The organism is Rubellimicrobium roseum (genome assembly GCF_006152145.1).
Lineage (GTDB): Bacteria > Pseudomonadota > Alphaproteobacteria > Rhodobacterales > Rhodobacteraceae > Rubellimicrobium > Rubellimicrobium roseum.
Window position 1 is genome coordinate 1 of sequence record NZ_VDFV01000030.1, and the last position, 21,317, is coordinate 21,317.

At 68.7% G+C, this 21,317-nt stretch carries 15 protein-coding genes; 6 read left to right on the forward strand and 9 right to left on the reverse strand.

What is annotated here, in order from left to right; genetic code table 11:
- Positions 1-330: 330 nt before the first annotated feature.
- Together FHG71_RS15930 and FHG71_RS15935 are read left to right on the forward strand one after the other, a co-directional pair.
- Positions 331-1,365: an SDR family oxidoreductase gene (locus tag FHG71_RS15930; RefSeq protein ID WP_139082693.1), complete on the forward strand. Its 1,035-nt coding sequence runs from the start codon at positions 331-333 to the stop codon at positions 1,363-1,365.
- Positions 1,366-1,386: 21 nt separating this feature from the next.
- Positions 1,387-3,054 (forward strand): alpha-amylase family protein, encoded by a 1,668-nt coding sequence (locus tag FHG71_RS15935; protein ID WP_139082694.1) that lies wholly within the window; start codon positions 1,387-1,389, stop codon positions 3,052-3,054.
- Positions 3,055-3,444: 390 nt separating this feature from the next.
- Here the strand turns inward: FHG71_RS15935 and FHG71_RS15940 are convergent, their stop codons facing one another.
- The 3 genes from FHG71_RS15940 to FHG71_RS15950 form a co-directional block, all read right to left on the reverse strand.
- Positions 3,445-4,677, reverse strand: coding sequence for a glycosyltransferase (locus FHG71_RS15940; protein ID WP_139082695.1), 1,233 nt, complete (start codon positions 4,675-4,677; stop codon positions 3,445-3,447).
- The gene (locus FHG71_RS15945) at positions 4,674-5,633 is read right to left on the reverse strand and encodes a glycosyltransferase (RefSeq protein WP_176559451.1); all 960 of its coding nucleotides are present in this window, start codon (positions 5,631-5,633) and stop codon (positions 4,674-4,676) included. Before FHG71_RS15945 ends, FHG71_RS15940 begins: the two co-directional genes overlap by 4 nt.
- Before the next feature lie 132 nt (positions 5,634-5,765).
- Positions 5,766-6,407, reverse strand: coding sequence for a sulfotransferase family 2 domain-containing protein (locus tag FHG71_RS15950; protein ID WP_139082697.1), 642 nt, complete (start codon positions 6,405-6,407; stop codon positions 5,766-5,768).
- 1,095 nt (positions 6,408-7,502) lie between these two features.
- On the opposite strand from FHG71_RS15950, the gene FHG71_RS15955 reads away from it, so the two are divergent.
- Both FHG71_RS15955 and FHG71_RS15960 read left to right on the forward strand, forming a co-directional pair.
- Positions 7,503-8,351: a sugar phosphate isomerase/epimerase family protein gene (locus FHG71_RS15955; RefSeq protein WP_139082698.1), complete on the forward strand. Its 849-nt coding sequence runs from the start codon at positions 7,503-7,505 to the stop codon at positions 8,349-8,351.
- The gene (locus FHG71_RS15960) at positions 8,351-8,980 is read left to right on the forward strand and encodes a nucleoside/nucleotide kinase family protein (protein ID WP_139082699.1); all 630 of its coding nucleotides are present in this window, start codon (positions 8,351-8,353) and stop codon (positions 8,978-8,980) included. The genes FHG71_RS15955 and FHG71_RS15960 overlap by 1 nt, the downstream gene beginning before the upstream one ends.
- On the opposite strand, the gene FHG71_RS15965 is transcribed toward FHG71_RS15960, so the two are convergent.
- From FHG71_RS15965 to FHG71_RS15980, 5 genes are all read right to left on the reverse strand, one after another.
- On the reverse strand, positions 8,977-10,134 hold the full coding sequence (locus FHG71_RS15965; RefSeq protein ID WP_139082700.1) for an OpgC family protein: 1,158 nt from the start codon (positions 10,132-10,134) through the stop codon (positions 8,977-8,979). The genes FHG71_RS15960 and FHG71_RS15965 overlap by 4 nt on opposite strands.
- Positions 10,127-11,803, reverse strand: coding sequence for a glucans biosynthesis glucosyltransferase MdoH (gene mdoH / locus FHG71_RS15970; RefSeq protein ID WP_139082701.1), 1,677 nt, complete (start codon positions 11,801-11,803; stop codon positions 10,127-10,129). Before mdoH ends, FHG71_RS15965 begins: the two co-directional genes overlap by 8 nt.
- Before the next feature lie 2 nt (positions 11,804-11,805).
- The gene (locus FHG71_RS23625) at positions 11,806-11,958 is read right to left on the reverse strand and encodes a hypothetical protein (protein ID WP_176559452.1); all 153 of its coding nucleotides are present in this window, start codon (positions 11,956-11,958) and stop codon (positions 11,806-11,808) included.
- On the reverse strand, positions 11,958-13,514 hold the full coding sequence (locus FHG71_RS15975; RefSeq protein ID WP_139082702.1) for an OpgD/OpgG family glucan biosynthesis protein: 1,557 nt from the start codon (positions 13,512-13,514) through the stop codon (positions 11,958-11,960). The genes FHG71_RS23625 and FHG71_RS15975 overlap by 1 nt, the downstream gene beginning before the upstream one ends.
- A 381-nt stretch (positions 13,515-13,895) precedes the next feature.
- Positions 13,896-15,125, reverse strand: a complete 1,230-nt coding sequence (locus FHG71_RS15980; RefSeq protein WP_139082703.1) for an aminopeptidase — start codon at positions 15,123-15,125, stop codon at positions 13,896-13,898.
- A 303-nt stretch (positions 15,126-15,428) separates the two neighbouring features.
- Between FHG71_RS15980 and FHG71_RS15985 the strand changes: the two genes are divergently transcribed.
- Together FHG71_RS15985 and FHG71_RS15990 are read left to right on the forward strand one after the other, a co-directional pair.
- Complete coding sequence (locus tag FHG71_RS15985) at positions 15,429-18,563, forward strand: PAS domain-containing protein (protein WP_218014120.1); 3,135 nt, start codon at positions 15,429-15,431, stop codon at positions 18,561-18,563.
- Between the two features lie 3 nt (positions 18,564-18,566).
- Positions 18,567-19,148 carry an SRPBCC family protein gene (locus tag FHG71_RS15990; RefSeq protein WP_139082705.1) on the forward strand — a complete coding sequence of 194 codons (582 nt, stop codon included), beginning with the start codon at positions 18,567-18,569 and terminating at the stop codon, positions 19,146-19,148.
- Here the strand turns inward: FHG71_RS15990 and FHG71_RS15995 are convergent.
- Positions 19,099-21,315, reverse strand: a complete 2,217-nt coding sequence (locus FHG71_RS15995; protein WP_139082706.1) for a PAS-domain containing protein — start codon at positions 21,313-21,315, stop codon at positions 19,099-19,101. The two genes, FHG71_RS15990 and FHG71_RS15995, sit on opposite strands and share 50 nt — an antisense overlap.
- Between the last annotated feature and the right edge of the window lie 2 nt (positions 21,316-21,317).

The window sequence follows — 21,317 nt, forward strand, 5'->3', positions numbered from 1 at the left end:
TGGCCGCCCAGATAAGCAGGCAGACCCGCCGCGCGAGCCCCCTCGCTCATGGGTTACGCAACAACGCCTCGAACCGGAGCCGGAAGGCATCCCCTTGGGTCGTGGGGGAACGAGGCGCAACGGCTCCACCATCATCCGCGCTCCATCGCGGGATCGGCAAGGCGGCCGACGCGACTCCTCCCACGACTCGCCCGTGCCTGAAGCCCGAAGGGGTCCGATGGCCGAGGATGGCAGGGCTCGCCATCGTGCTGCCTGGAAGGGAACGCCTGCCCGCCCTTGTCGTTCGTCCCTGGAACTGAAGCGCCGCACATGTCAGCCAGCGAGGACACGATGGCACATAATCCCCGAGCCGTCGTCATCACCGGAGCCTCGGCCGGCGTGGGCCGCGCCGTCGCCTGCGAATTCGCCCGGCACGGCTGGTCCGTTGGCCTCGTGGCGCGAGGGCAAGCCGGCTTGGAGGCGGCGCGCGCCGAAGTCGAGCGGCTGGGCGGCAGGGCCTTCGTCCTGCCGGCCGACGTCGCCGAGGCCAAGGCGGTCGGCACGGCGGCTGACCGCTTCGCCGACCGGTTCGGCCGGATCAACGTCTGGATCAACGCCGCCATGGCAACGGTCCTCTCCCCCGTGTCGGACACGACGCCCGAGGAGTTCAGCCGGGTGACCGACGTGACCTATCTGGGTCAGGTCCATGGCGTCATGGCCGCGTTGCGCCATATGCGGGGCGAGGGGCAGGGAACCATCGTCAGCATCGGGTCGGCGCTGGCTTACCGCGGCATCCCGCTGCAGGCACCTTATTGCGCGGCGAAGTTCGCCACCCGCGGTTTCCTCGATGCGCTCCGGACCGAGCTTCTGCACGAAGGAAGCCCGGTTCGCGTGACCGAGGTGCATCTTCCCGCAGTGAACACGCCGCAGTTCGACTGGGCGCGGAACAAGATGCCACGGCGGGCGATGCCCGTGCCGCCCGTGTTCCAGCCCGAGGCGATCGCGCGAGAGGTCTATAGGGCTGCCTTGAGTGCGCCTCGCGAGATCTGGCTCGGCGGTTCGGCGGCGAAGGCGATTTTGGGTGATGCCTTCGCGCCGCGGCTCGTGGACCGAATGCTGTCGACCCAGGGCTATTCCGGCCAGCAGACCGAGGATCAGGCTCGCGAACGGCCCGACAACCTGTTCGAGCCCCTCGACCGCGAGCGGGACTTCGGCGCGCGGGGCCGCTTCGACGACATCGCATCGGACGGCGTGACGGCGTTCAATCCGGTGTGGCTGAAGGTCGGCGCCATCGCGGCGGTCGGGGCCTTGGCGGCCGGAGGCTTCGCGCTGGGGGCAGCCTGGGGGCGGAGTTCGGCTTCGCCAGTCCAGCGGCCTCGGGCTTGACCGGCGCGAGGCAGGTTCAGCATGACGCACGAGCTCTGGTACAAGAACGCCGTCATCTACTGTCTGAATTTGGAAACGTTCCTTGATTCGGACGGCGACGGAATAGGCGATTTTCGCGGTCTCCTGCGGCGGCTCGACTATCTGCAGGGCCTAGGCATCACGACGATCTGGCTCATGCCGTTCCAGCCCTCGCCCCGTCGCGATCATGGCTACGACATCGCGGACTACTACGGCGTCGATCCCCGCTTCGGAAGCCTCGGGGATTTCGTCGAATTCACGCAGGCCGCCCGGCAGCGGGGCATCCGGGTCCTCATGGACCTCGTGCTGAACCACACTTCGAACCAGCACCCATGGTTCCATGAAGCGCGCAAGGACCCCGCCTCGCGCTTTCGCAACTGGTACGTCTGGTCCGACACCAAGCCCGCCGACGCTGACGAAGGCGTCGTGTTCAAGGGTCTGCAGGAGTCGACCTGGACCTACGACAAGGCCGCCGGGGCCTGGTACTTCCATCGTTTCTTCGATTTCCAGCCCGACCTGAACGTCACAAACCCGGAGGTCGAGGCCGAGCTCCTGAAAATCATCGGCTTCTGGCTGCAACTCGGGGTAAGCGGCTTCAGGGTGGATGCCGTGCCCTTCCTGATCGGCGTCCGGGCTGCAGAGGGCGTGGAGGCGGGACGGCGCTACGACCTGCTGCGCCTCATGCGGCGGTTCCTGCAATGGCGCCAAGGCGACGCCGTCTTTCTGGCCGAAGCCAACATCCCACCCAAGGAAAGCGTGGAATACTTCGGGCCCCAGGGCGACCGACTGCACATGGTGTTCAACTTCCACGTCAACCAGAACCTCTTCCTGTCGCTGGCGACACAGGACGCCCGTCCACTTGCGAGAGCCATCAAGGCGACCTCGAACATTCCCGACGGGGCGCAATGGGCCCAGTTCCTCCGCAATCACGACGAGCTCGACCTGAGCAGCCTGGCCGAGGAGGACCGCGAGAAGGTCTTTGCCGCCTTCGCGCCGGACCCCGAGATGCGCGCCTTCGGCCGAGGCATCCGTCGTCGGCTGGCCCCCATGCTCGACGGGGACCGGCGCAGGATCGAAGTCGCCTACAGCCTGCTCTTCACCCTGCCTGGCACGCCCGTGCTCCGCTATGGGGACGAGATCGGGATGGGCGACGACCTGTCCTTGCCCGAACGCGAGTCGGGCCGCACGCCGTTGCAATGGTCCGGTGGTCCGCAGGGCGACTTCACCAGGAACGAGCGGCCCGTCGCACCCGTAATCGAAGACGGGCCTTATGGCACGGGTCATATCAACGTCGCCGCGCAGCGCCGCGTTCCCAACTCGCTCCTCAACTGGATGGAGCGGATGATCAGGACCCGAAAGGAAGTCCCGGAGATCGGCTGGGGCAGCGTGACGGTGCTTTCCGTCCGCGACCCTGCGTTCCTTGTGCTGCGCTACGACTGGCGCGGCAATTCCGTCGTGGTCCTGCACAACCTGACCCATGCGCCGCGTGAGGTGCGGTTCCATGCGGGCGAGGAGGACCGGCATCGCTGTCTGGTCAATCTTCTTTCGGGCGAGCACAGCACGGCCGACGAGTCAGGGCGGCACTGCATCCTGCTCCAAGGCTACGGGTATCGCTGGTTCCGGTGTGGCGGGCTTGACGACCTGCTGTACCGGAACGAGGTGGGCGAGTAGGTGATGCAGGTGGTCACGCCTTGAACAGTGACCTGGCGCATCTCTGCTTGTCCACCAATGACCGGACTGGGTCAGGTTGCGATCTGAGCCATGATGAACTCGTGCGGTGATCCGCAACCCGAGCGCGTCGAGCGACGGAACGACAACGCTCTTGGTGTCGCGACCTCTTCTTGGAAGCTGGTTCCGGCCACAGCGCCCTGAACCGACCACCTGCGACGCGCCGGCTGGCGTCGATGTCGTTGCTGCGTTTCATCCAGCCTGCCGTGATGCCCGGATCGTCAGTTGCCTTGACCGGGGCGGAATTCCACCGCGCCCGGTTCTTCAGCTTTTCCTTCAGATCGAACCTGGGACGCCAACCCCGATAGCGCGACACAAGTCCAAGACGAGGTCTCAGCGTCCGGCATCGGGCAGTCCCGGAAGGTCATCGCCGAAGAGAAGCTCCTCCCACTGGTCGAGGATGACTTCGGGGGCGTAGGGCTCGACGCTGGCAGGGCCGGCGGCGCCCAGGGCCTCGCGCCGGGGGGCATCGGCCATGAGCGACCCCAACGCCGTGGTGAGGTTGTCCAGCCGGTCGCCTTGGTCTGGCAGGAGTACACCGTTCTCACCATCCCGGACGAGACGATTCAGGCCCGAGCAGTCGGCAAAGCCGATCACCGGCAGGCCGGAGGCCAGCGCCTCGGTCACGGCAAGGGGAAAGCCCTCGAACTCGGCCGGGTGAGCGAGGATCGCGGCGGACTGGTACTGTTCGGCAATCTCGCCACTGTGGCCCATGAGGTGAGCGGTCGTCAGGCCTGCGGCGTCGATGCGTGACTGAAGCTCGGATCGCAGAGGACCGTCGCCGAAGATCTTCAGTTCCCAATCAGGGAAGGACGGTGCAAGGCGGGTCCAAGCGTCGATGAGCAGTCCGTGCCGCTTGACACTGGCCAGCCGTCCCACGGAGAGCACCACTTTGTCGCGCGGCTTCGCGCGCAGATGCAGGGGCACGGGGGTCACGGCGTTGGGCAGGACCGCCACGGCACGGCGCAGGTGCGGGGGATACCAGTCGCGGTATTCCGGCAGGAGCACAGCGATCCGGTCCATCCGCGACATGAGCTCCAAGCGACGCCGGCGGTCGAGCCTGCTCGGATCCCAGCGGGACGGGTTGAGGAAGTCCTGTTCGGGCGCGTTGTGCATGGAGGCCACTCGGCGCACCGGATAGGTGGTCCGCGCCAGCGCCAGCGCGGTGATGGCAGGCGGCATGAAGGCCACCGCAGCCGCAGGACGCGTCGCCTCGATATGAGTGCCCAACCGACGCCAGAAGGCGCCATGCCGGCTGAGCCAGGCGAGCCGGTCGAGGCCCGGGACGTCGTGCGCGCGCTCGACCAGTCGGCGGGCTCTATCGACGGGCCGCTGCCAGCGGGAACGCTCGGGTTTGCGAAGATTCGACAGGATCACGCCCGGTACCACCGGATAGAAGGGCGGCCGACCGCGATACTCGCACGTCACGATCTCAACCTGATAGCCGCGTCGCGCCAAGGCGTTCGCAGTCTCAACCAGGACGCGCTCGGCACCACCGCTGCGCTCGGCGAGCTTTTGGATGATCAGCAGGATTCGGCGGCCCTGCACTCGTGCAGGGACCGTCACGATTGGGCGTCCTGTTGCAGGCTCGCAGGCTTGGCCGGGGCGCCCTTAAGCCGCCGCCGCGCGAGCCCCACAACCATTCGTGCCGTGTGGCGCGGGCTGCCCAGCGCGCCTCGCAGCAGGAAGAGCGTGGCCGCGTAGGGCCTGTCGTTGCTCTTGGCGAACTGCGAAGCGAGGCGGGCGGCCTTGTAGTGGAGTTCGGAGGCCAGGGACGGGGGATAGCGCTTCAGGGCTGGCGCGTTCTTGGCCAGGATCAGCTTGTAGCAGGCGTGGATCTCGGCTGCGTTCCGGCCGAGGTGGGACTTGAAGTAGCAACAAAGTCCTTCGCGTCCGCGCGGCGACGAGATCTGGCCGCCCGCGCGCACGAAGTTGATGAAATAATCGAGGTCCTGAAGACGGGGCAGCCGCTCGTCGAAGCGGCCCGCGATGCGGAAGGCCTCGGCGGTGCCAAGGAGAGTCCAGAGATAGGCCCGCAGGTTCGACCCGATGAGGAGCGAGCGCAACTGATCGCCCCGGGTGTCCTGGGTGAGCGTCCGCGTCTTGTCCGCCTGGGACCAATCGTAGGCACAGGTCACCCAGATCCGGTTCGGATCCCTGCCGTTCAGGCACAGGTTGGCGAGGTGTTCGAACTGCCGGGTGAGCTTCTCGGGATACCAAATGTCACCGGCGTCCAGCCAGGCTACATAAGGCGATTGGATGGCGTCGATCAGGCGGTTGCGGGTGCGTGGACGGCCGAGATTGCGGTCGTTGCGCAGGAGCACGAGGTCATGGCGGCCCAAGGCTCGGAAGTGCTCGCACTCGACCTCTGCCTCGGCGAAGGATTCCTCGGGCGAGCCGTCATCCACGACGACCACCCGGATCCGCCCTCCCCAGGTTTGTTGCGTGATCGAGTCCAGCGAGCTTCGCAGCCCCGCTGGATCGCGATAGTGCGGGATCAGGACATCAAGGTCGTGGCTCATGGCCTTCATTTGCATCTGAGACTCGGGACGTCGGGCTACGACAGACGAAGCCGGGCAGAGAGTACCGGATAGGCCGAGCCCATGCGGGCCGCAAGCACAAGGGCAGGGATGGCGCGAAGCGCCGTTGTCCCGTCAGGCGACACGGCACTCGGGCGTGTTGAAGACTCCCTCGGGTATCTCGGTCGCCGAATAGCCGAACGTGGTGAAGTCTTCGGCGTAGAACTCGGCGATGCGTTCGACCGTCGCCGAACTGGCGTTGATCGTGCCAGACTTGGACTGGTTTGCCCGTGGAATCGACTCCGTTTTCGCCGACAGGCCCAGCCGCGTCAGGCAGGCCTGAAGCGGCTTGTCGAGGCCGTCCTCCAGCTGGAAGACCTCCACATCATCCCCGATGAACTCGTGCTGCGGGCGAATGTGGTTGTCGAGGATGAACTGGTTGTCCACGTAGTTGCGAAACTGCGACTCCACCCAGCGGTCGAAAGGGGCAAGTGGCGACTTCGCGAACTTCTCGCGCCAGCGGTACTCACTTGCGAGCCGAGCGAAGGGGTTACGAACGATCGCAAGGCTGTAGTCGTAGAATCGGCGAGGGATCCATTGTCGCGTGACTTCCCAATGCATATGCTGAGGCGTGCAGTGGGAGAAGCCGACCGACTTCGGCGCCTTCAGAGCCTGCTTGGCCCCGGATGCGCGCAGGACGTTCTCAACAGTCGATCCGCCGGTCTTCGGGATGTGAACGAAAAGAACAATTTCTTCGGCGTGGCGAAACAGCGGCATCGGCGGGCTTGGACTCCTTCCGGCAGGGTGGACCGGACATGCAGCGGCGCCGTACGCATCCGGAATTGTTTCCGGGCGCACTTCATGTCGGCCAGGGCCTGCTGCCCGAGAAGGTTCGCCTCAGGCTCTGACGACTGGCCACGCCGACCGATCCTGAAGTGGAGCCGTCTTAGCTGCTACGGCCGTGCCGGTCAACGGCAGGGCCGCGGCCATGATCGTCCTGGGCTGTCTAGGTCAAGCTGGTCACTGCTGCCTCCGCTTTCGCCATGGCCACGCGAGCCCGCTTGGCTCGCTCGGCGTCTGGAACAAGTTCGCCCGGCTCGGCGCCTTCTTGGCGCAGACATTCGTGCTGATTCTGGAACCGCTCGGCCACGCGCCTTGTCCGGACGATGAAGGACATAGACCTGGGGTCGGGACCTTTCATCCGTCGGGCAGCTCCGCCTTGCCCGTCCCGACTTTCGGCCGATCTGCCAGAAACATTTGGTTCATCTAGCGCCATGGCCGGCGCTCGGCCGACAAGCCCGAATTGCCACCACGCAAATGGCCGCAGACCCACAACCGAAGGTCCCAAAGACAAGGCCAATACAATCGCAGGAAAATGGGTATGTGGCGGCGCTCCGTGCCCGGCTCGAGAACGAACTGCTCCTGAAGGAGCATGCCGGCAGCCTGTGAGAAACGGAGATTATCGTCGAAAGCTGGCGCCTGCCTTTCGAGGCCGTCCGTCTACACGCTTCCTTCAAGGAACGTCCCGCCTTGGCCGTGAAGAAAGCATCCCAACGCTTGCCGGCAACCAGCGGCTTTACCCGTACCCGCTTCGCCAGCCTCTCGGTAGCTGCGCGGCCCGTGCTGCACCGACATTCTCCTTTCCACCTGATGGAGGCCGGTCAGAGCGACATCGGAATGGATTGCGATCGGTACAGTTCTAGGCGCACTGTCGCGCGGGTCGCAAATTTAGCAACCACACCGACTCCGTCACGAGTGCGGCAGTGGCCCAGCCCGAAGGGTGCCCCCACTCTGCGCTTGACGCAAGGTGCGTTCCCTGATCGCATAACCCCAACGTTGGCGTAAGTCCAACGAGTCCAGGAAGGGGGAGTCATGCGAGGCTTCGGCGTCCACACCAGCATGTGGACGATGCGCTGGGATCGGGCAGGGGCGGAACGAACCATTCCCGCCGCCGCGGCCTACGGCATGGACTTCATCGAGATCGCGCTCCTCGATCCTGCCATTGTCGATGCGCCGCACACCCGCGACCTCCTCGACCGCTACGACCTGCGCGCCGTCTGCTCGCTGGGCCTGCCCGAACCCGTCTGGGCCTCCGTCAACCCCGAAGGCGCCATCGACCATCTGAAACTCGTCCTGGACACCGCCGCCGCGATGGGGGCCGAGGCGGTGTCGGGTGTGACCTATGGCGGCATCGGCCAGCGCTCGGGCCGGCCGCCGACGGCGCCGGAATACGACAACATCGCCCGCGTGCTGGACGCCGCTGCCCGGTACGCCAAGGGGCTCGGGCTCGCCTTCGGCATCGAGCCGGTCAACCGCTACGAGAACCACCTCGTCAACACCGCCGCACAGGCGAAGTGGATGATCGAGAAGGTGGGCGCCGACAACATCTTCATCCATCTCGACACCTACCACATGAACATCGAAGAGAAGGGGGCCGGAAATGGCATCCTCGATGCGCGCGAGCACCTCCGCTACATTCACCTCTCCGAGTCCGACCGCGGCACGCCGGGCGAGGGGACCTGTGACTGGGACGAGGTCTTCGCCACCCTCGCCGCCATCGGCTTCACGGGCGGGCTTGCGATGGAAAGCTTCATCAACATGCCTCCCGAGATCGCCTACGGGCTTGCGGTCTGGCGCCCCGTGGCCGACAGCTTCGAGGAGGTGATGGACCGCGGTCTCCCCTTCCTCCGCAACAAGGCACGGCAATACAGGCTCGTCTGATGGAACCGACTGACCTCGACACCCTCGCGGGACTTCTGGCCGCGCGCGCCACTTCCGACCGCATGATCTGCGCCATCGCGGGCGCGCCGGGCTCAGGCAAATCCACCCTGGCCGAGGCGCTGGTGGCGCGGCTCAACGCCGGGGCTCCCGGCTTGGCCGCGCTCCTGCCCATGGACGGCTTCCACTACGACGACCTCCATCTCGTCCCCGCCGGCCTGCGACCCAGGAAGGGCGCCCCCGAGACTTTCGACGTGGGTGGCCTGCGCCACCTTCTCGTGCGCCTCCGGTCGAACGAGGAGGAGGCCATCGCCGTCCCCGTCTTCGACCGCGACATCGAGATCGCCCGCGCCGGAGCCCGGCTGATCCCCGCCTCGGTTCGCGTCATCGTCTCGGAAGGCAACTACCTCCTCCTGCGGCGCGCGCCCTGGGACTCGCTCCGTCCGCTCTTCGATGTGACGGTGATGATCGAGGTGCCCGAGGACGAACTACGCGCGCGTCTCCGCCGGCGGTGGCAAGGGTACAACCTCACCGAGGACGAGATCGCCTGGAAGCTCGACGGCAATGACCTGCCCAACGGCCGCGTCGTCGCGCAGGAAAGCGCGCCCGCCGACTTCGTGGTCCGTCCCTAGCGGGCCGGCCAGCGGTCCTTGGCGAAGGCCAGCGCGAACTGGAGCCAGAGCCCGGCCCCCAGCATCGCGCTGTCGAGAAGCAGGTCCTCGCCCGTCTCGGTCTTGATCCCCTGCAGCAGGAACGCGAGAACCGAGCCCAGCGCGAAGACGGGCAGGGCGTGTCGCCCCAGAAGCGCAAAGGGCGCGCCCACCGCCGAGGCGCAGACCCGCCGAACGACGGGCAGCGTCGCCAGCAGATAGGCCAGCGCCAGCGCATGCAGGAGCCGCGGCGCCGTCTCCCAGACCTTCTGGTGGTTGACGAGCACCCAAGGCGCGCCCGCCTCACTCAGGAGCCACATCCCGTGGTTCATGGCCTCGCTCACCGGCGGGACCCAGCGCCACATCAGGACGAGCAGCAGGAACGCTCCGCAAAGCCATAGCAGCCAAGCCTTCGCCGGCACGAAGCGCCGCCCTTCCTTGAGCCGGAGCCCCGTGAAGAGCCCGATCACGAACAGGATCTGCCAGGAGAAGGGCGAGAACTGCCAGCCCCGCTCGATGGGCCAGGTGGGCACGTTCCACCGCATCTGCCCCGCCACGAACCATAGCGTGACCGAGCCCACGAGCAGCGCGCGCGGTGCGCGCCAAGCCGCCCAAAGGAGCGCGGGCGTCACCGCCAGCAGCACGCAGTAGAGCGGCAGGATGTTGGCGTAGCCCAACTGGTCTATCAGCAGCGGCAGCGCGAAGAGCGTCTGGAGCGGGTGCAGATATATCCCTTCGATGCCGTTCAAGTGCAGAAGGCCGGGGATGTTGGCCCAGAGCGCGAGCCCTGCCGCGATGGCGAAGGCCAGTGCCGTGACCAGCACGTGCACGAGATAGAGCGTCCAGACCCGTCCCCAGATCCGTGCGAGCCCCGTCCAGGCCTGCCCGCCGGGCTTGAAGGCCAGGCCATAGGCCAGCCCCGCCGAGACGCCCGACATCAGCACGAAGCCCTCGGCCGCGTCCGAGAAGCCGAAGCTGCGCGAGGTAAGGTTCTCGTAGAAGTTGCCCGGGACGTGGTTGATGAAGATCATCACCAGCGCGATGCCTCGCAGCACGTCGAGCCGCGGATCGCGCGGGCTGCGGGGACGCCCGACGGGGACCGCCGCGCGCACCTCGCCGGGGCCCAGTTCACGCATGATGAACCTGCCGCAGGGCGCCCAGCGCCAGCTCGGGCCGCGACCAGCGCCGCCGCTCGTCGCCAGCGCGGGCCAGCACGCCAGGGGCGACCAACTCCTCGGGCGTGGTGAACAGCCGCGATCGCGGCGGGCGCGAGGTCCAGGCGATGATCCAAGGCGCAGCCAGCATGGGCCCGCCCAGCGGCAGGAGCCAGGGCAGGAGCCCCGGCTGTAGAAGGACCGCCGACGCGAGCAGACCTGCGCCCCAGAGCGTGATCCACCAGCCCGCGCGCCAACCCTCGGTCAAGCTCAGCGTGCTGTCGCCTCGCGCCTGCGCGGGCCAACCGCCGTCGCGCCCCATCAGCACCTGCAGCACCGAACGCGCCTGGAACATGAGGAGCACCGGGGCGATCAGCGCCGATTGCAGGGTCTCGGCCATCACCGAAGCCCCGAGCAGGGGCCAGCCGCCGAAACCCGCCGCCCGGTCGCGGGCGGCCAGAGTCACAAAGACCTTAGGCCCGAACAGGAGCGCGAGCACGAGCCCCGCGAGGTGGCCGATCCCCTTGGTGTCGATCACCCCCGCCAGTCCCGTCAGCACGAATCCGAGCCACAGGACGGGCACCAGATAGGCGAAGATCCCTTGCGCGAAGACGAAGCGGCTCCAACCCTTCAGCCCCGGCGCCAGCATGATCCGCGCGTGCTGCAGGTTGCCTTGGCACCAGCGCCGGTCGCGCTTGGCATAGGCCACGATGTTCTCGGGCCCCTCCTCGTAGGAGCCCTCAAGGTCGGGGTCGAGCCGCACCGTCCAGCCCGCCCGCGCGAGCAGCGCCGCCTCCACATAGTCATGGCTCAGGACATGCCCGCCGAAGGGCGGCGGCCCCGACAGCACGGGCAGGCCGCAGCTTTCGGCGAAGGCGCGCACGCGGATGGCGGCGTTGTGGCCCCAGAACGGCCCGACCTCGCCTTGCAGCCGCGATAGCCCGCGTGCGAAGACCGGCCCGTGGAAGGCCCCTGCGAAGGCCATCATCCGCCCGAACCGGGACCGCGCTCCCACGATCGCGGGCGCCGTTTGAAGAAGCCCCAGCCGCGGATCACCCTCCATCCGCCGCAGCATCGTGCGGATCGTGCGCCCCGTCATCAGGCTGTCGGCGTCGAGAACGATGGCGTGGTCGTAGGCCCCGCCCGAACGGCGGATGAAGTCCTCGATGTTTCCCGCCTTGCGGCCGCGGTTGTCGGTGCGGCGCCGATAGAACAGCCGCCCCTCACCGCCGGTCTCGTGCACGAGGCGCCGGAAGAGCCGCGCCTCCAGGGTCGCAAGCGCCCCGTCGCGGGTGTCCGACAGGACGGCGATGTCCACCTGACCCCCCAAGCCCACCAGATGCAGGTCGGCGTCCATCGCCGCAATGCGGGCGAAGATCTCGCGCGGCTCCTCGTTGCAGATGGGGACCAAGATCACCGCCCGCCCCCGGAACTCGCCCTCGGGCGGGGCCGAGGGGCGCGGGCCCAACCCCAGCACCGACAGCGCCGCGCCGAAGGCCAGCCAGAAGGTGGCGACCAGCACGGACAACCCCTGCACGACGCTCAGCGCCCCCGGCTCCTCGCCCCAGAGCAGGAGCCCGAGCGCGACGGACGCGAGGACCGCCGCCGCCCCGAGAGTGGCGGCGCGGAGGAGGGCGGTCCGGCCGGTCATGCTCAGAGCGCGCCCAATGACAGGAGGCCCAGCCAGCGGCGCCGATAGCGGCGTTCGAGCACCTGCGGTGGCATGGCCAGCGGCGCCTCGGGCGGCGCGAGCCTCTGCGCGAGGTCCGTCTCGTCCAGGATGAAATGTTGACTCCCGTCGGGCATCAGACGTTCACCCACTGATAGGCCCAGGTCTCGCTCAGCCGCGCGTCGGGGCTGGCGAGGTGCAGGGTGATCTCGACGACGGAGTCCTTGGGCGCGGCCACGTCCAACACGACGCGCCAGTCGCTCCCCTCGGGCAGGCGCTCCAGCACCTGCGACAGCACGTGGCCGCCCGACAGCGTGACGACCGGCTCCACCGGGGCGCCCGCCTCCAGCGAGGCCAGCGTCCCGCCCCGGAAATCCACAGCGAACTTGCGCGCGTTCTCCAACGCCTCGACCCCCGACACGCCCCCCGCGCCAGCGCGCGTCTCCGCAACAACGGCGAGCGGGCCATCGGGGTCCGGGGTCAGGTCGCCCCAACGCAGAGTATAGGCGAACTCCCGCGCGTCGCCAGGGGCGACCTTCGCCTCGGGCACCCACATGGCCACGATGTTGTCGTTGGCCTCCAGGTCCGAGGGAATCTCCACCAGCCGAACGGCGCCCGCGCCCCAGTCGCCCTGCGGCACCACCTCAATCGAGGGACGCAGATCATAGCGCGCGCCGGGGTCCTGATAGCTCTCGAAGTCGCGCATCCGCTGGTAGAGCCCGAAGCTGCGGGGCGAGGTCTCGGCGAAGTAGCTCGACGCCAGCCGCTCGGGGTTGTTGAGCGGCCGCCACACGCGGTCGCCGTCGGCCTTGGCGATCCCGAGCCCGTCGCTGTCATGCACGTTCGGCCGGTAGTCGTCGAACTCCCCCCGGTTCTGCCCCGCGAACAGGAACATCGAGGTCAGCGGCGCCACGCCCAGTTCCTCGACGGCCGAGCGGAAGAACAGACGCGCGGTCACGTCGATCTCGGTCACGGCTCCGGGCCGGATCACGAAGCGGTAGGCCCCGGCGAGGCTCGGCCCCTCCAGAGTGGCATGGACCGTGGCCACCTCGCCCTCGCGCGACAGATAGAAGCGCGAGAAGCGGGGAAACTCCTCGGGCGTCATAGTCCAGGTGTTGAGCGCGAGGCCCCGCGCGCTCGCTCCGTAGACGTTGCCCTGGCCCAGGGCGCGGAAGTAGCTCGCTCCCACGAAGGACACGACCTCGTCCCAGCGATCGGCGTCGTTGAGCGGCCAATTGAGCTTGAAGCCGGCGACGCCAGGCAGGTCGCCATGCTCCGGCACCTGGTCGGTCAGTTCCCCGAAATACTGGAAGTCGTCGGTGCTGAACGCGATCTCGTGCGCGGTGCCGTCCGACACGTCGAACAGCCGCACGGGCTCGGGGAAGAGCCAGCCCATGTGGAAGGCATGAAGCCGCCAGGCGTCGGGCCCCTCGGACCAGCGTGCCAGGTCGTCGCGGAAGCGGATCAGACGGTAGCCGTCGTAGTCGAGCGGGCTCCACCAGCCTTCGGGTGTGTCGGCCGGAACGTAGGGCTGACCCGCCAGCGCCCGCATCTCCTCGGTGAGCCCGTCGAACGAGAACGGCTGCGCGGCCTGCGCCTCTGCCCGCCCGGCAAGGTGGGGCAGCAGCGCCGCGAGCGCCGCAAGTTTCAGGAGGTCCCGCCGCGTGGGGGTCGTCAGGGCATTGGAAGGCATGATCTCGGATTCGCAGGAATGTCGGGCCAGTCGCGGCTTGCCGGATCACTTGCGGGAGAATGCTGCACCTGCAAGGGGGGGTGCCCACCCTCGGCAGAGCGCCGCCTATGCCACGGCGCCTAACCCCCTCGGAGAAAACTAGGTTTTCCTGCTCCCCAGCGCATGAGCCTTCTAGCAGGCGCATACCGGGGATGCAGAAATCGCAGGGCAAAACGCACAAGAAGACAGCCCCGGCGAAACCGGTGCGGGGGCCAAAGCACGGCCCGTAGGTCCTTACGGCGCTCCGATATCAGATAACAGCGCCCTAAACCATGCCTGACACGCTTCGGACGTTGCGGCGTGATGTCGGGGCACGGCTTCGCGCTGCCCCGACTCCGGGCTTCAGTTCGCCCATTCGCCCGCGCGCATCACAGGCTCGTGCCGCCCGTCGGCATGGACACCGTCGACGTCGATCTCGCCCGAGCCGATCATCCAGTCCACGTGCACGAGGCTCCGGTTCATGCCCCGTTCGGCCAACTCCTCGGCCGGCCGCGTCGCGCCGCCCCGGATGGTGCTGGGATAGGCCTGGCCCACGGCGATGTGGCTCGCCGCGTTTTCGTCGTAGAGCGTGTTGTTGAAGAGAAGGCCCGACTGCGAGATGGGCGAGGACTGCGGCACCAGCGCCACCTCGCCCAGCCGCGCCGCGCCCTCGTCGGTGGACAGGAGGCTCTGGAGCGTCTCCTCGCCGCGGTCGGCACGGGCCTCGACGATACGGCCTCCCTCGAAACGCACCCGGATGCCGTCGATCAGCGTTCCCTGATACGAGAGCGGCTTGGTCGAGCGCACCGTGCCCTCGGCGCGGTCGCGGTGGGGCATGGTGAACACCTCTTCGGTCGGGATGTTGGCGAGGCAGTAGACCCCGTTCTGCGCCTTGCCCCCGGCCGACAGCCATTCGTGGTCGTCGGCCAGCCCGAGCGTCAGGTCCGTCCCCGGCCCGCGGTAGCGCAGGGAATGGAAGCGCCGTTCGTTGAGCCACGTGGCCCGGCGGTCCAATTCGGCCGCGTGCGCCTTCCAGGCCGCCACCGGATCCGGCTGGTCGGCGCGGGTGCAGGCCAGGATCGCTCCCCAGAGCCGCTCCACCGCTTCATCCTCGGGCAGGTCCGGAAAGACCGACCGCGCCCAGGCGCGCGTGGGATAGGCCACTATGGACCAGTTGATGGCAAAGCTCGTAATCAGCTCCATCGCCGGCTTGTAGGCGCGCGACCGCGCCCGGTTGGCCCGCGCCACCTTGTCCGGGTTTTGCCCGGACAGCAGGGCAGGGTCGTCCCCCGCGATGGCCATCCGCGCGGCGTTGCCCCGGAAGGCCGCAGCCGTCCCGTCGTAAAGCCAGCCCGCCGCCACGTCGAAGGCCTCGTCCGGGGCATGGCGGAAGCGCGCCAGCGTCACCGCGTCGTCGTTGTAGAGCGGCGTGACCAGGCTCGCCCCCGCCCGATAGGCGTGCTCGGCGACGCGGGCCACCAGCGGCGCGGCCTCCAGCGGCGCCGTCAGCACGAGCTGCTGCCCCGGCTGGAGGTTCAGGCCGGAGCGCACCGCAAGTTCGGCATAGCGGTCGATCAGGGCGTCATCGGGCATGTGGCATCTCCAGCGTTCATGTTCGAGCAACCAAGCTAAACGCCTCGGTAAGGAGGGGCAACGCGCGGTCCTCCCCCGATTCGCGCAACACCCTCGGAACGATGGTAGGGTGCCCCCATGACTCAATCCGCCCCTGTCTCTTTTCTCATTCCTTTCCTCGCCCCCAGCGAAACGGGCCGTTGCGATCGCGAGCCCTTGGTGGAACCGGCCCGCGCGCTATCTGTGCATCAGCACGTCGCCGGTTCCCGCGAACCGGCCGGGGCAGGAACACGCGTCCGCCGGGACAAGAACCGAGAGCATCGCTTGAGCGAGCCGATCGACCGACTTCCGCCCGAGGAGGCGCTCCGCGACTCCCGGCGCATTCATGCCGAGATCACGGGGTTTGACGCGGGCACCGACCCCTTCGTCGCGGCCGTGCGCGCGACGCGGATGCCCATGATCATCACCAACCCCCGGCTGCCCGACAATCCGGTGGTCTTCGTCAACAACGCCTTCTGTCGGCTCACCGGCTACGAGCGCGACGAGATCCTGGGCCGTAACTGCCGCTTCCTCCAGGGTCCCGACACCGATCCCGCCGCGCTGTCCCGCATCCGCGAGGCCATCGCGGCCGTCCGCTCCATCGAGATCGACATCCGCAACCACCGCAAGAACGGCGAACCCTTCTGGAATCGCCTGCTCCTCGCCCCTGTCCGCGACGCCCATGGCGATCTGGCCTACTTCTTCGCGAGCCAGGTCGACGTCACGCTGGAGCGCGAAAAGCTCGCGAGCCTCGAGTCCAGCAACGCCGCCTTGCTGGCCGAGCTCAACGGTCGACTGCGCGAGCAGCAGGCCCGCGATGAGGAACTGCGGTTCGCGCTCGACGCCGGCCGCTTCGGGGCCTGGAGCCTCGACCTCCTGAGCGGCGAGTTGACCACCTCGCCCACCTGCCGCGCGACCTTCGGCCGCGATCCCGACCAGCCCTTCGACTCCGCCGACCTGCTGGCCGCCATCCATCCCGACGACCGCGCCGCCATGCAGGCGGCGATGGCGGCCAGCGTCGCGGACCGGACCGAGTACGACACGAGCTACCGCGTCGTCCTGCCCGACGGCGAACTCCGCTGGGTCGCCGTCCGGGGCCGCCCCCGCTACGCCGAGGACGGAACGCCCCTGCTCCTCGCCGGTGTGTCGCTCGACGTCACCGAGGCGCGCCGCGCCGAGCTGATGCGCGAGGCGCTCCTGCGGCTCAACGACGACCTGCGCGACCTCGACGATCCGGGCGACATCTCCTTCGTCGCCGGCCGCATCCTGGCCGAGACGCTGGGCGTGGACCGCGCGGGCTATGGCACCGTGGACTCCCTCACGGAAACCATCGCCATCGAGCGCGACTGGAACGCACCGGGCGTCCGCAGCCTTGCCGGGCGGCTGCGCTTCCGCGACTTCGGCTCCTACATCGAGGAACTCCTTCGCGGCGAGACGGTCGCCTTCGCGGACGCCGAGTCCGACCCCCGCACCAGGGCCACCGCCGGGGCGCTCAAGGCGATCGGCGCCCAGGCCGTCGTCAACGTGCCGATGGTGGAGGGCGGTCGCACGGTCGCGCTCTTCTACATCAACCACGCCACGCCGCGGCGCTGGCGCCCGGATGAGATCGCCTTCCTGCGCGACGTGGCCGAGCGCACCCGCGCCACCATCGAGCGGCGCCGCGCCGAGAGCGCGCTGCGCGACGCCAACGACCGCCTGCGCTTCCTCGACGCGCTAGGGCGTGCGACGGCGACGGCTGGCGACGCCGACGCCGTCATGGCGATCACCACCGAACGCCTGGGCCTGCATCTGGGTGCAACGATCTGCGCCTATGCCGACATGGACCCCGACGAGGACGGCTTCGACATCCGCGGCGACTGGGCGGCGCCGGGCGCACAGAGCATCGTCGGACGCTACCGGCTCGCGGCCTTCGGGGTCGAGGCCGAGCGCGAGCTGCGCGCTGGGCGGCCGCTGGTGATCGAGGACGCCCGCGCCGAACTCGCACCCGAGGCGGCTGCGACCTTCGAAGGCATCGGCATCCGCGCCACGATCTGCGTGCCGCTGCGGCGCGACGGGCGCCTCACGGCCCTGATGGCGGTGCACCATGCCGTGCCCCACCGCTGGACGGCTGCCGAGCGCGCGGTAATCCGCGAGGTGACGGATCGCTCTTGGGCCCATATCGAGCGCGCCCGCGCCGAGGCTGCGCTCCGTGCCACTGCCGATGCGCTGCGCGAGCTGAACGAAACCCTGGAGATTCGCGTGCAGGAGCGCACCCGCCAGCTCCTCGAAGCCGAGGAGGCGCTGCGCCAGAGCCAGAAGATGGAGGCGGTGGGCCAGCTCACCGGCGGGCTCGCGCACGACTTCAACAACCTCCTGACCGGCATCGGCGGCAGCCTGGAGATGATCCGCACCCGCCTCGACCAGGGCCGCCCCGAGACGGTGGCGCGCTACCTGGGTGCCGCCGAAGGCGCGGTCAAGCGCGCGGCCTCGCTCACCCACCGCCTTCTGGCCTTCTCGCGCCGCCAGACGCTCGATCCCCGGCCCACCGACGTCAACCGTCTGGTGATGGAGATGGAGGAGCTGATCCGCCGTACCGTGGGCCCGGCGGTCGAACTGGACGTCGCAGGGGCCGGCGACCTCTGGCCCACGCTCGTCGACCCCCACCAGCTCGAGAACTCGCTCCTCAACCTCTGCATCAACGCCCGCGACGCCATGCCGGACGGCGGGCGGCTGACCATCGAAACGGCGAACCGCTGGCTCGATCCGCGGATGGCGCTGCCTCTGGACCTCGATCCCGGTCCCTATATCGCGCTCAGCGTCACCGACACCGGCACGGGCATGACGCCCGAGATCGTGGCCAAGATCTTCGATCCCTTCTTCACCACGAAACCTCTGGGGCAGGGGACCGGGCTTGGCCTGTCGATGATCTACGGCTTCGCGCGGCAGTCCGGGGGGCAGGTCCGGGTCTATTCCGAGCCGGGGCAGGGCACGACCATGACGATCTACCTGCCGCGTCACCAGCGCGCGGAGGAATCGGCCCCTGCGCCTCGCCCCGCCGCGCCCGTCCCGGGCGACGGAGAGGTGGTGCTGGTGATCGACGACGAGCCGATGATCCGCATGCTGATCCGCGAGGTGCTGGACGAGTCGGGCTACGGTGCGCTCGAGGCCGAGGACGGCCCCTCGGGGCTGCGCCTTCTTCAGTCGGGCGCGCGGATCGACCTGCTCATCACCGACGTGGGCCTGCCAGGTGGCCTCAACGGGCGGCAGGTGGCGGATGCGGCGCGCGTCCTGCGGCCCGACCTCCCCATCATGTTCATCACCGGCTACGCCGAGAACGCGGTGGTCGGAAACGGCCATCTCGACCGGCAGATGTCGATCGTGACCAAGCCCTTCGACATGGACCTCCTCGCCCGCCGCATCCACGCGGCGCTCCGGGGCTGATCCATGCCGTTTCCATCCAGCCGCTACCGGATCGTGACCATCTGGCGCGTCGAGGCCAGCCTGGAGGAGGTGGGCGCGGTGCTGGCTGACATCGGGGGTCTGAGCACCTGGTGGCCCTCGGTCTATCTGTCGGCCGAGGAGATCGCTCCCGGCGACGCCTTGGGGGTGGGCAAGGTCGTGGCGCTCCACACGAAGGGCTGGCTGCCCTACACCCTGCGCTGGCGCTTCCGCGTGACCGAGGTCGACCCGCCCCGCCGCGTCGTGCTGGTCCCCGAGGGCGACTTCACGGGCCGCGGCACCTGGACCTTCGCGCAGGAGGGGGCCGTCGCGGTGATCCGCTACGACTGGGACGTGGAGGCGCGGAAGCCCGTCCTGCGCGCCTTGACCTGGCTCCTGCGGCCCCTGTTCACGGCCAACCACCTCTGGGCCATGCGCCAGGGCGAAGAGAGCCTGCGCCTAGAAGTCCGCCGACGCGCCGCCACCGAGACCGAGCGCGCCCGCCTCCCTCCGCCGCCCGGACCCTCGCGCCTGACCTTCAGCCGCTCCGCCCGAGCGCCAGCGATCCAAGGAACAGATGCAGCATGAGCGGATCGAGGGGCTTGTAGAGCGTCTCGACTCCCAAGCGGCGGGCCTCGGCCAGGACCTCGGGCGTGCGGTTCGCGGTGACGAGCCGCGCGGGGACGCGCCCGAGCTTGCGCCGCAGCCGCTGGATCGCCCGCGTTCCCGTCTCGCCGTCGTCGAGCTGGAAGTCCACGAGCAGCGCATCGGGCCGGCTGTCCGGCTCCTTGACTAGGAACAGCGCCTCGTCGGCGCCACCGGCGTCCAGCACCCGGACGCCCCAGCTTTCCAGAAGAAGCGCCAGCGCCCGCCGCATGTCGCCGTCGTTCTCGATGATCAGCACGGTCAGTCCGTCATGCCGCCATTCGCCCCGGCCCGCCCGGCGCGGCTCGGCCGGCAGATGACCTGCTCGCTCGGCCAGTGGCACCGTCACGGTGAAGGCCGTGCCCCGCCCCGGCACCGAGGCCAACGTCAGCGGGTGGCCCAGCATGGCGCAGGCTCGATCTACGATGGCAAGCCCCAGTCCCAGCCCTTCGCTGGCCGAGGCGCGGCGGCCCAGGCGGTGGAACTCCTTGAACACATTTTCCTGTTCGGCTTCAGGAATGCCGGGACCGGTGTCCCAGACCCCGAGCCGCACGCTCGATCCCATGCGTCGCGCGCCCACCAGGATGCGCCCCCGATCCGTATAGCGGATGGCGTTGCCGAGGAGGTTCTGCAGGATGCGCTTGATGTAGGTGGGGTCCGTCGTGACTCGCAGCGTCGAGGGGCGCACCGAAAGGCGCAAGCCCTTGAGGGCTGCCGCCGGCGCGAACTCGTCGCGGAGCTGGGTGAGAAGCGCCCCCAGCTCCACCGTGCGGATGTCGGCGCTCGCGCGGCCCGACTCGAGCTTGGAGATGTCGAGGAGCGCGCCGATGATGTCCTGCACCGAGCTGAGGGCGTTCTGCGCCTTGGTGACGACCTCGCGGTGGCCGGCCTCGGGCAGCTCCTCCTCGATGGAGGACAGGTAGAGCTTGGCGGCCGAAAGCGGCTGGAGAAGATCGTGGCTCGCGGCGGCGACGAAACGCGAGCGGCTGGCGTTCGCCCGCTCGGCCACGGCGAGCGCGTCCTCCAGCTCCAGCGTCCGCTCGGTCACGCGCGCCTCCAGCCGCTCGTTGGCCTCCGACAACGCGAGCGCTGCCTCGCGTTCGGCGCTCACGTCCGTGAGGCTCAGCACGAAGCCGCCGTCGGGGATCTCCTCGGCGAACACATCGAACCAACGGCCCTCGCCGCGCCGCAGCTCGAACCGCAGGGGCAGGCGCCCGCCGGTCCGCCGCGCCCAGGCCAGCACCTCGCGCGGGGGCAGATCGTCGCTCAGCCGCGCTTCCGACAGGAGCCGCTCCAGCACGAGGTCGAAGTCGAGTCCCACACGCAGATGCGTGAGCGGGAGCCCGATCAGAGAGGCCAGCCGCCTGTTGAACCCCGCAAGCCGTCCGCGCGGATCGACGATGCAGACGCCCTGGTCAATGTGCTCGAGCGTGGCGCGGATCAGCCGCGCCTGGTCGTCGAGCATCCGCCCGTGCTCCTCGCGCTCGGCGCGGATGATGTCGCTCACGTCGGTCTGCATGACCACGGTCTGCCCGGCGGCCATGCGGTGCTCGCTCACCTGCACCCAGCGCTCGCCCACCATGCGGACGTTGAACACGACGTGCATCTCGCCGTGGTGGCCCATGCGGTTGACCGACCATTCCTCGCGCGACATGCCGGGGGGCAGGTCGAGGAAGGCGCTGCGGCTCACGAGATCGACATACTCGGCGAAGCCCAGCCCGGGCTTGAGCGCGTGGCGGATGTCGGGCAGGTGCATGGCGAAACGCGAGTTGCACAGCACAAGCCGGTCGTCGGGATCGAAGAGCGCGAAGCCTTCCTGGATCGTCTCGATGGCGCCGGCGAGGTCCGAACGCGCCCGCTCCGTCTCGCGGATGGCGGCGGCCAGTCGGGCGTTCGACTCGTTGAGGAGGTCGAGCGCATGCTCCAGGTCGCGCGTGCGCTCGCGCACCTGATCCTCCAGCATCACCGCACGCTGGAACTGGCCGTAGGCCGCGCCCCGGTCGTCGTCACCCTGCTCCACGCGCTTCATCAACGCTTCGCAGATGCGCAGGAGCTTCTGGTTCTGCCGCTCGAGCGGCTCGGTCGGGTCGATCAGCGCGGCGGCGGTCATGG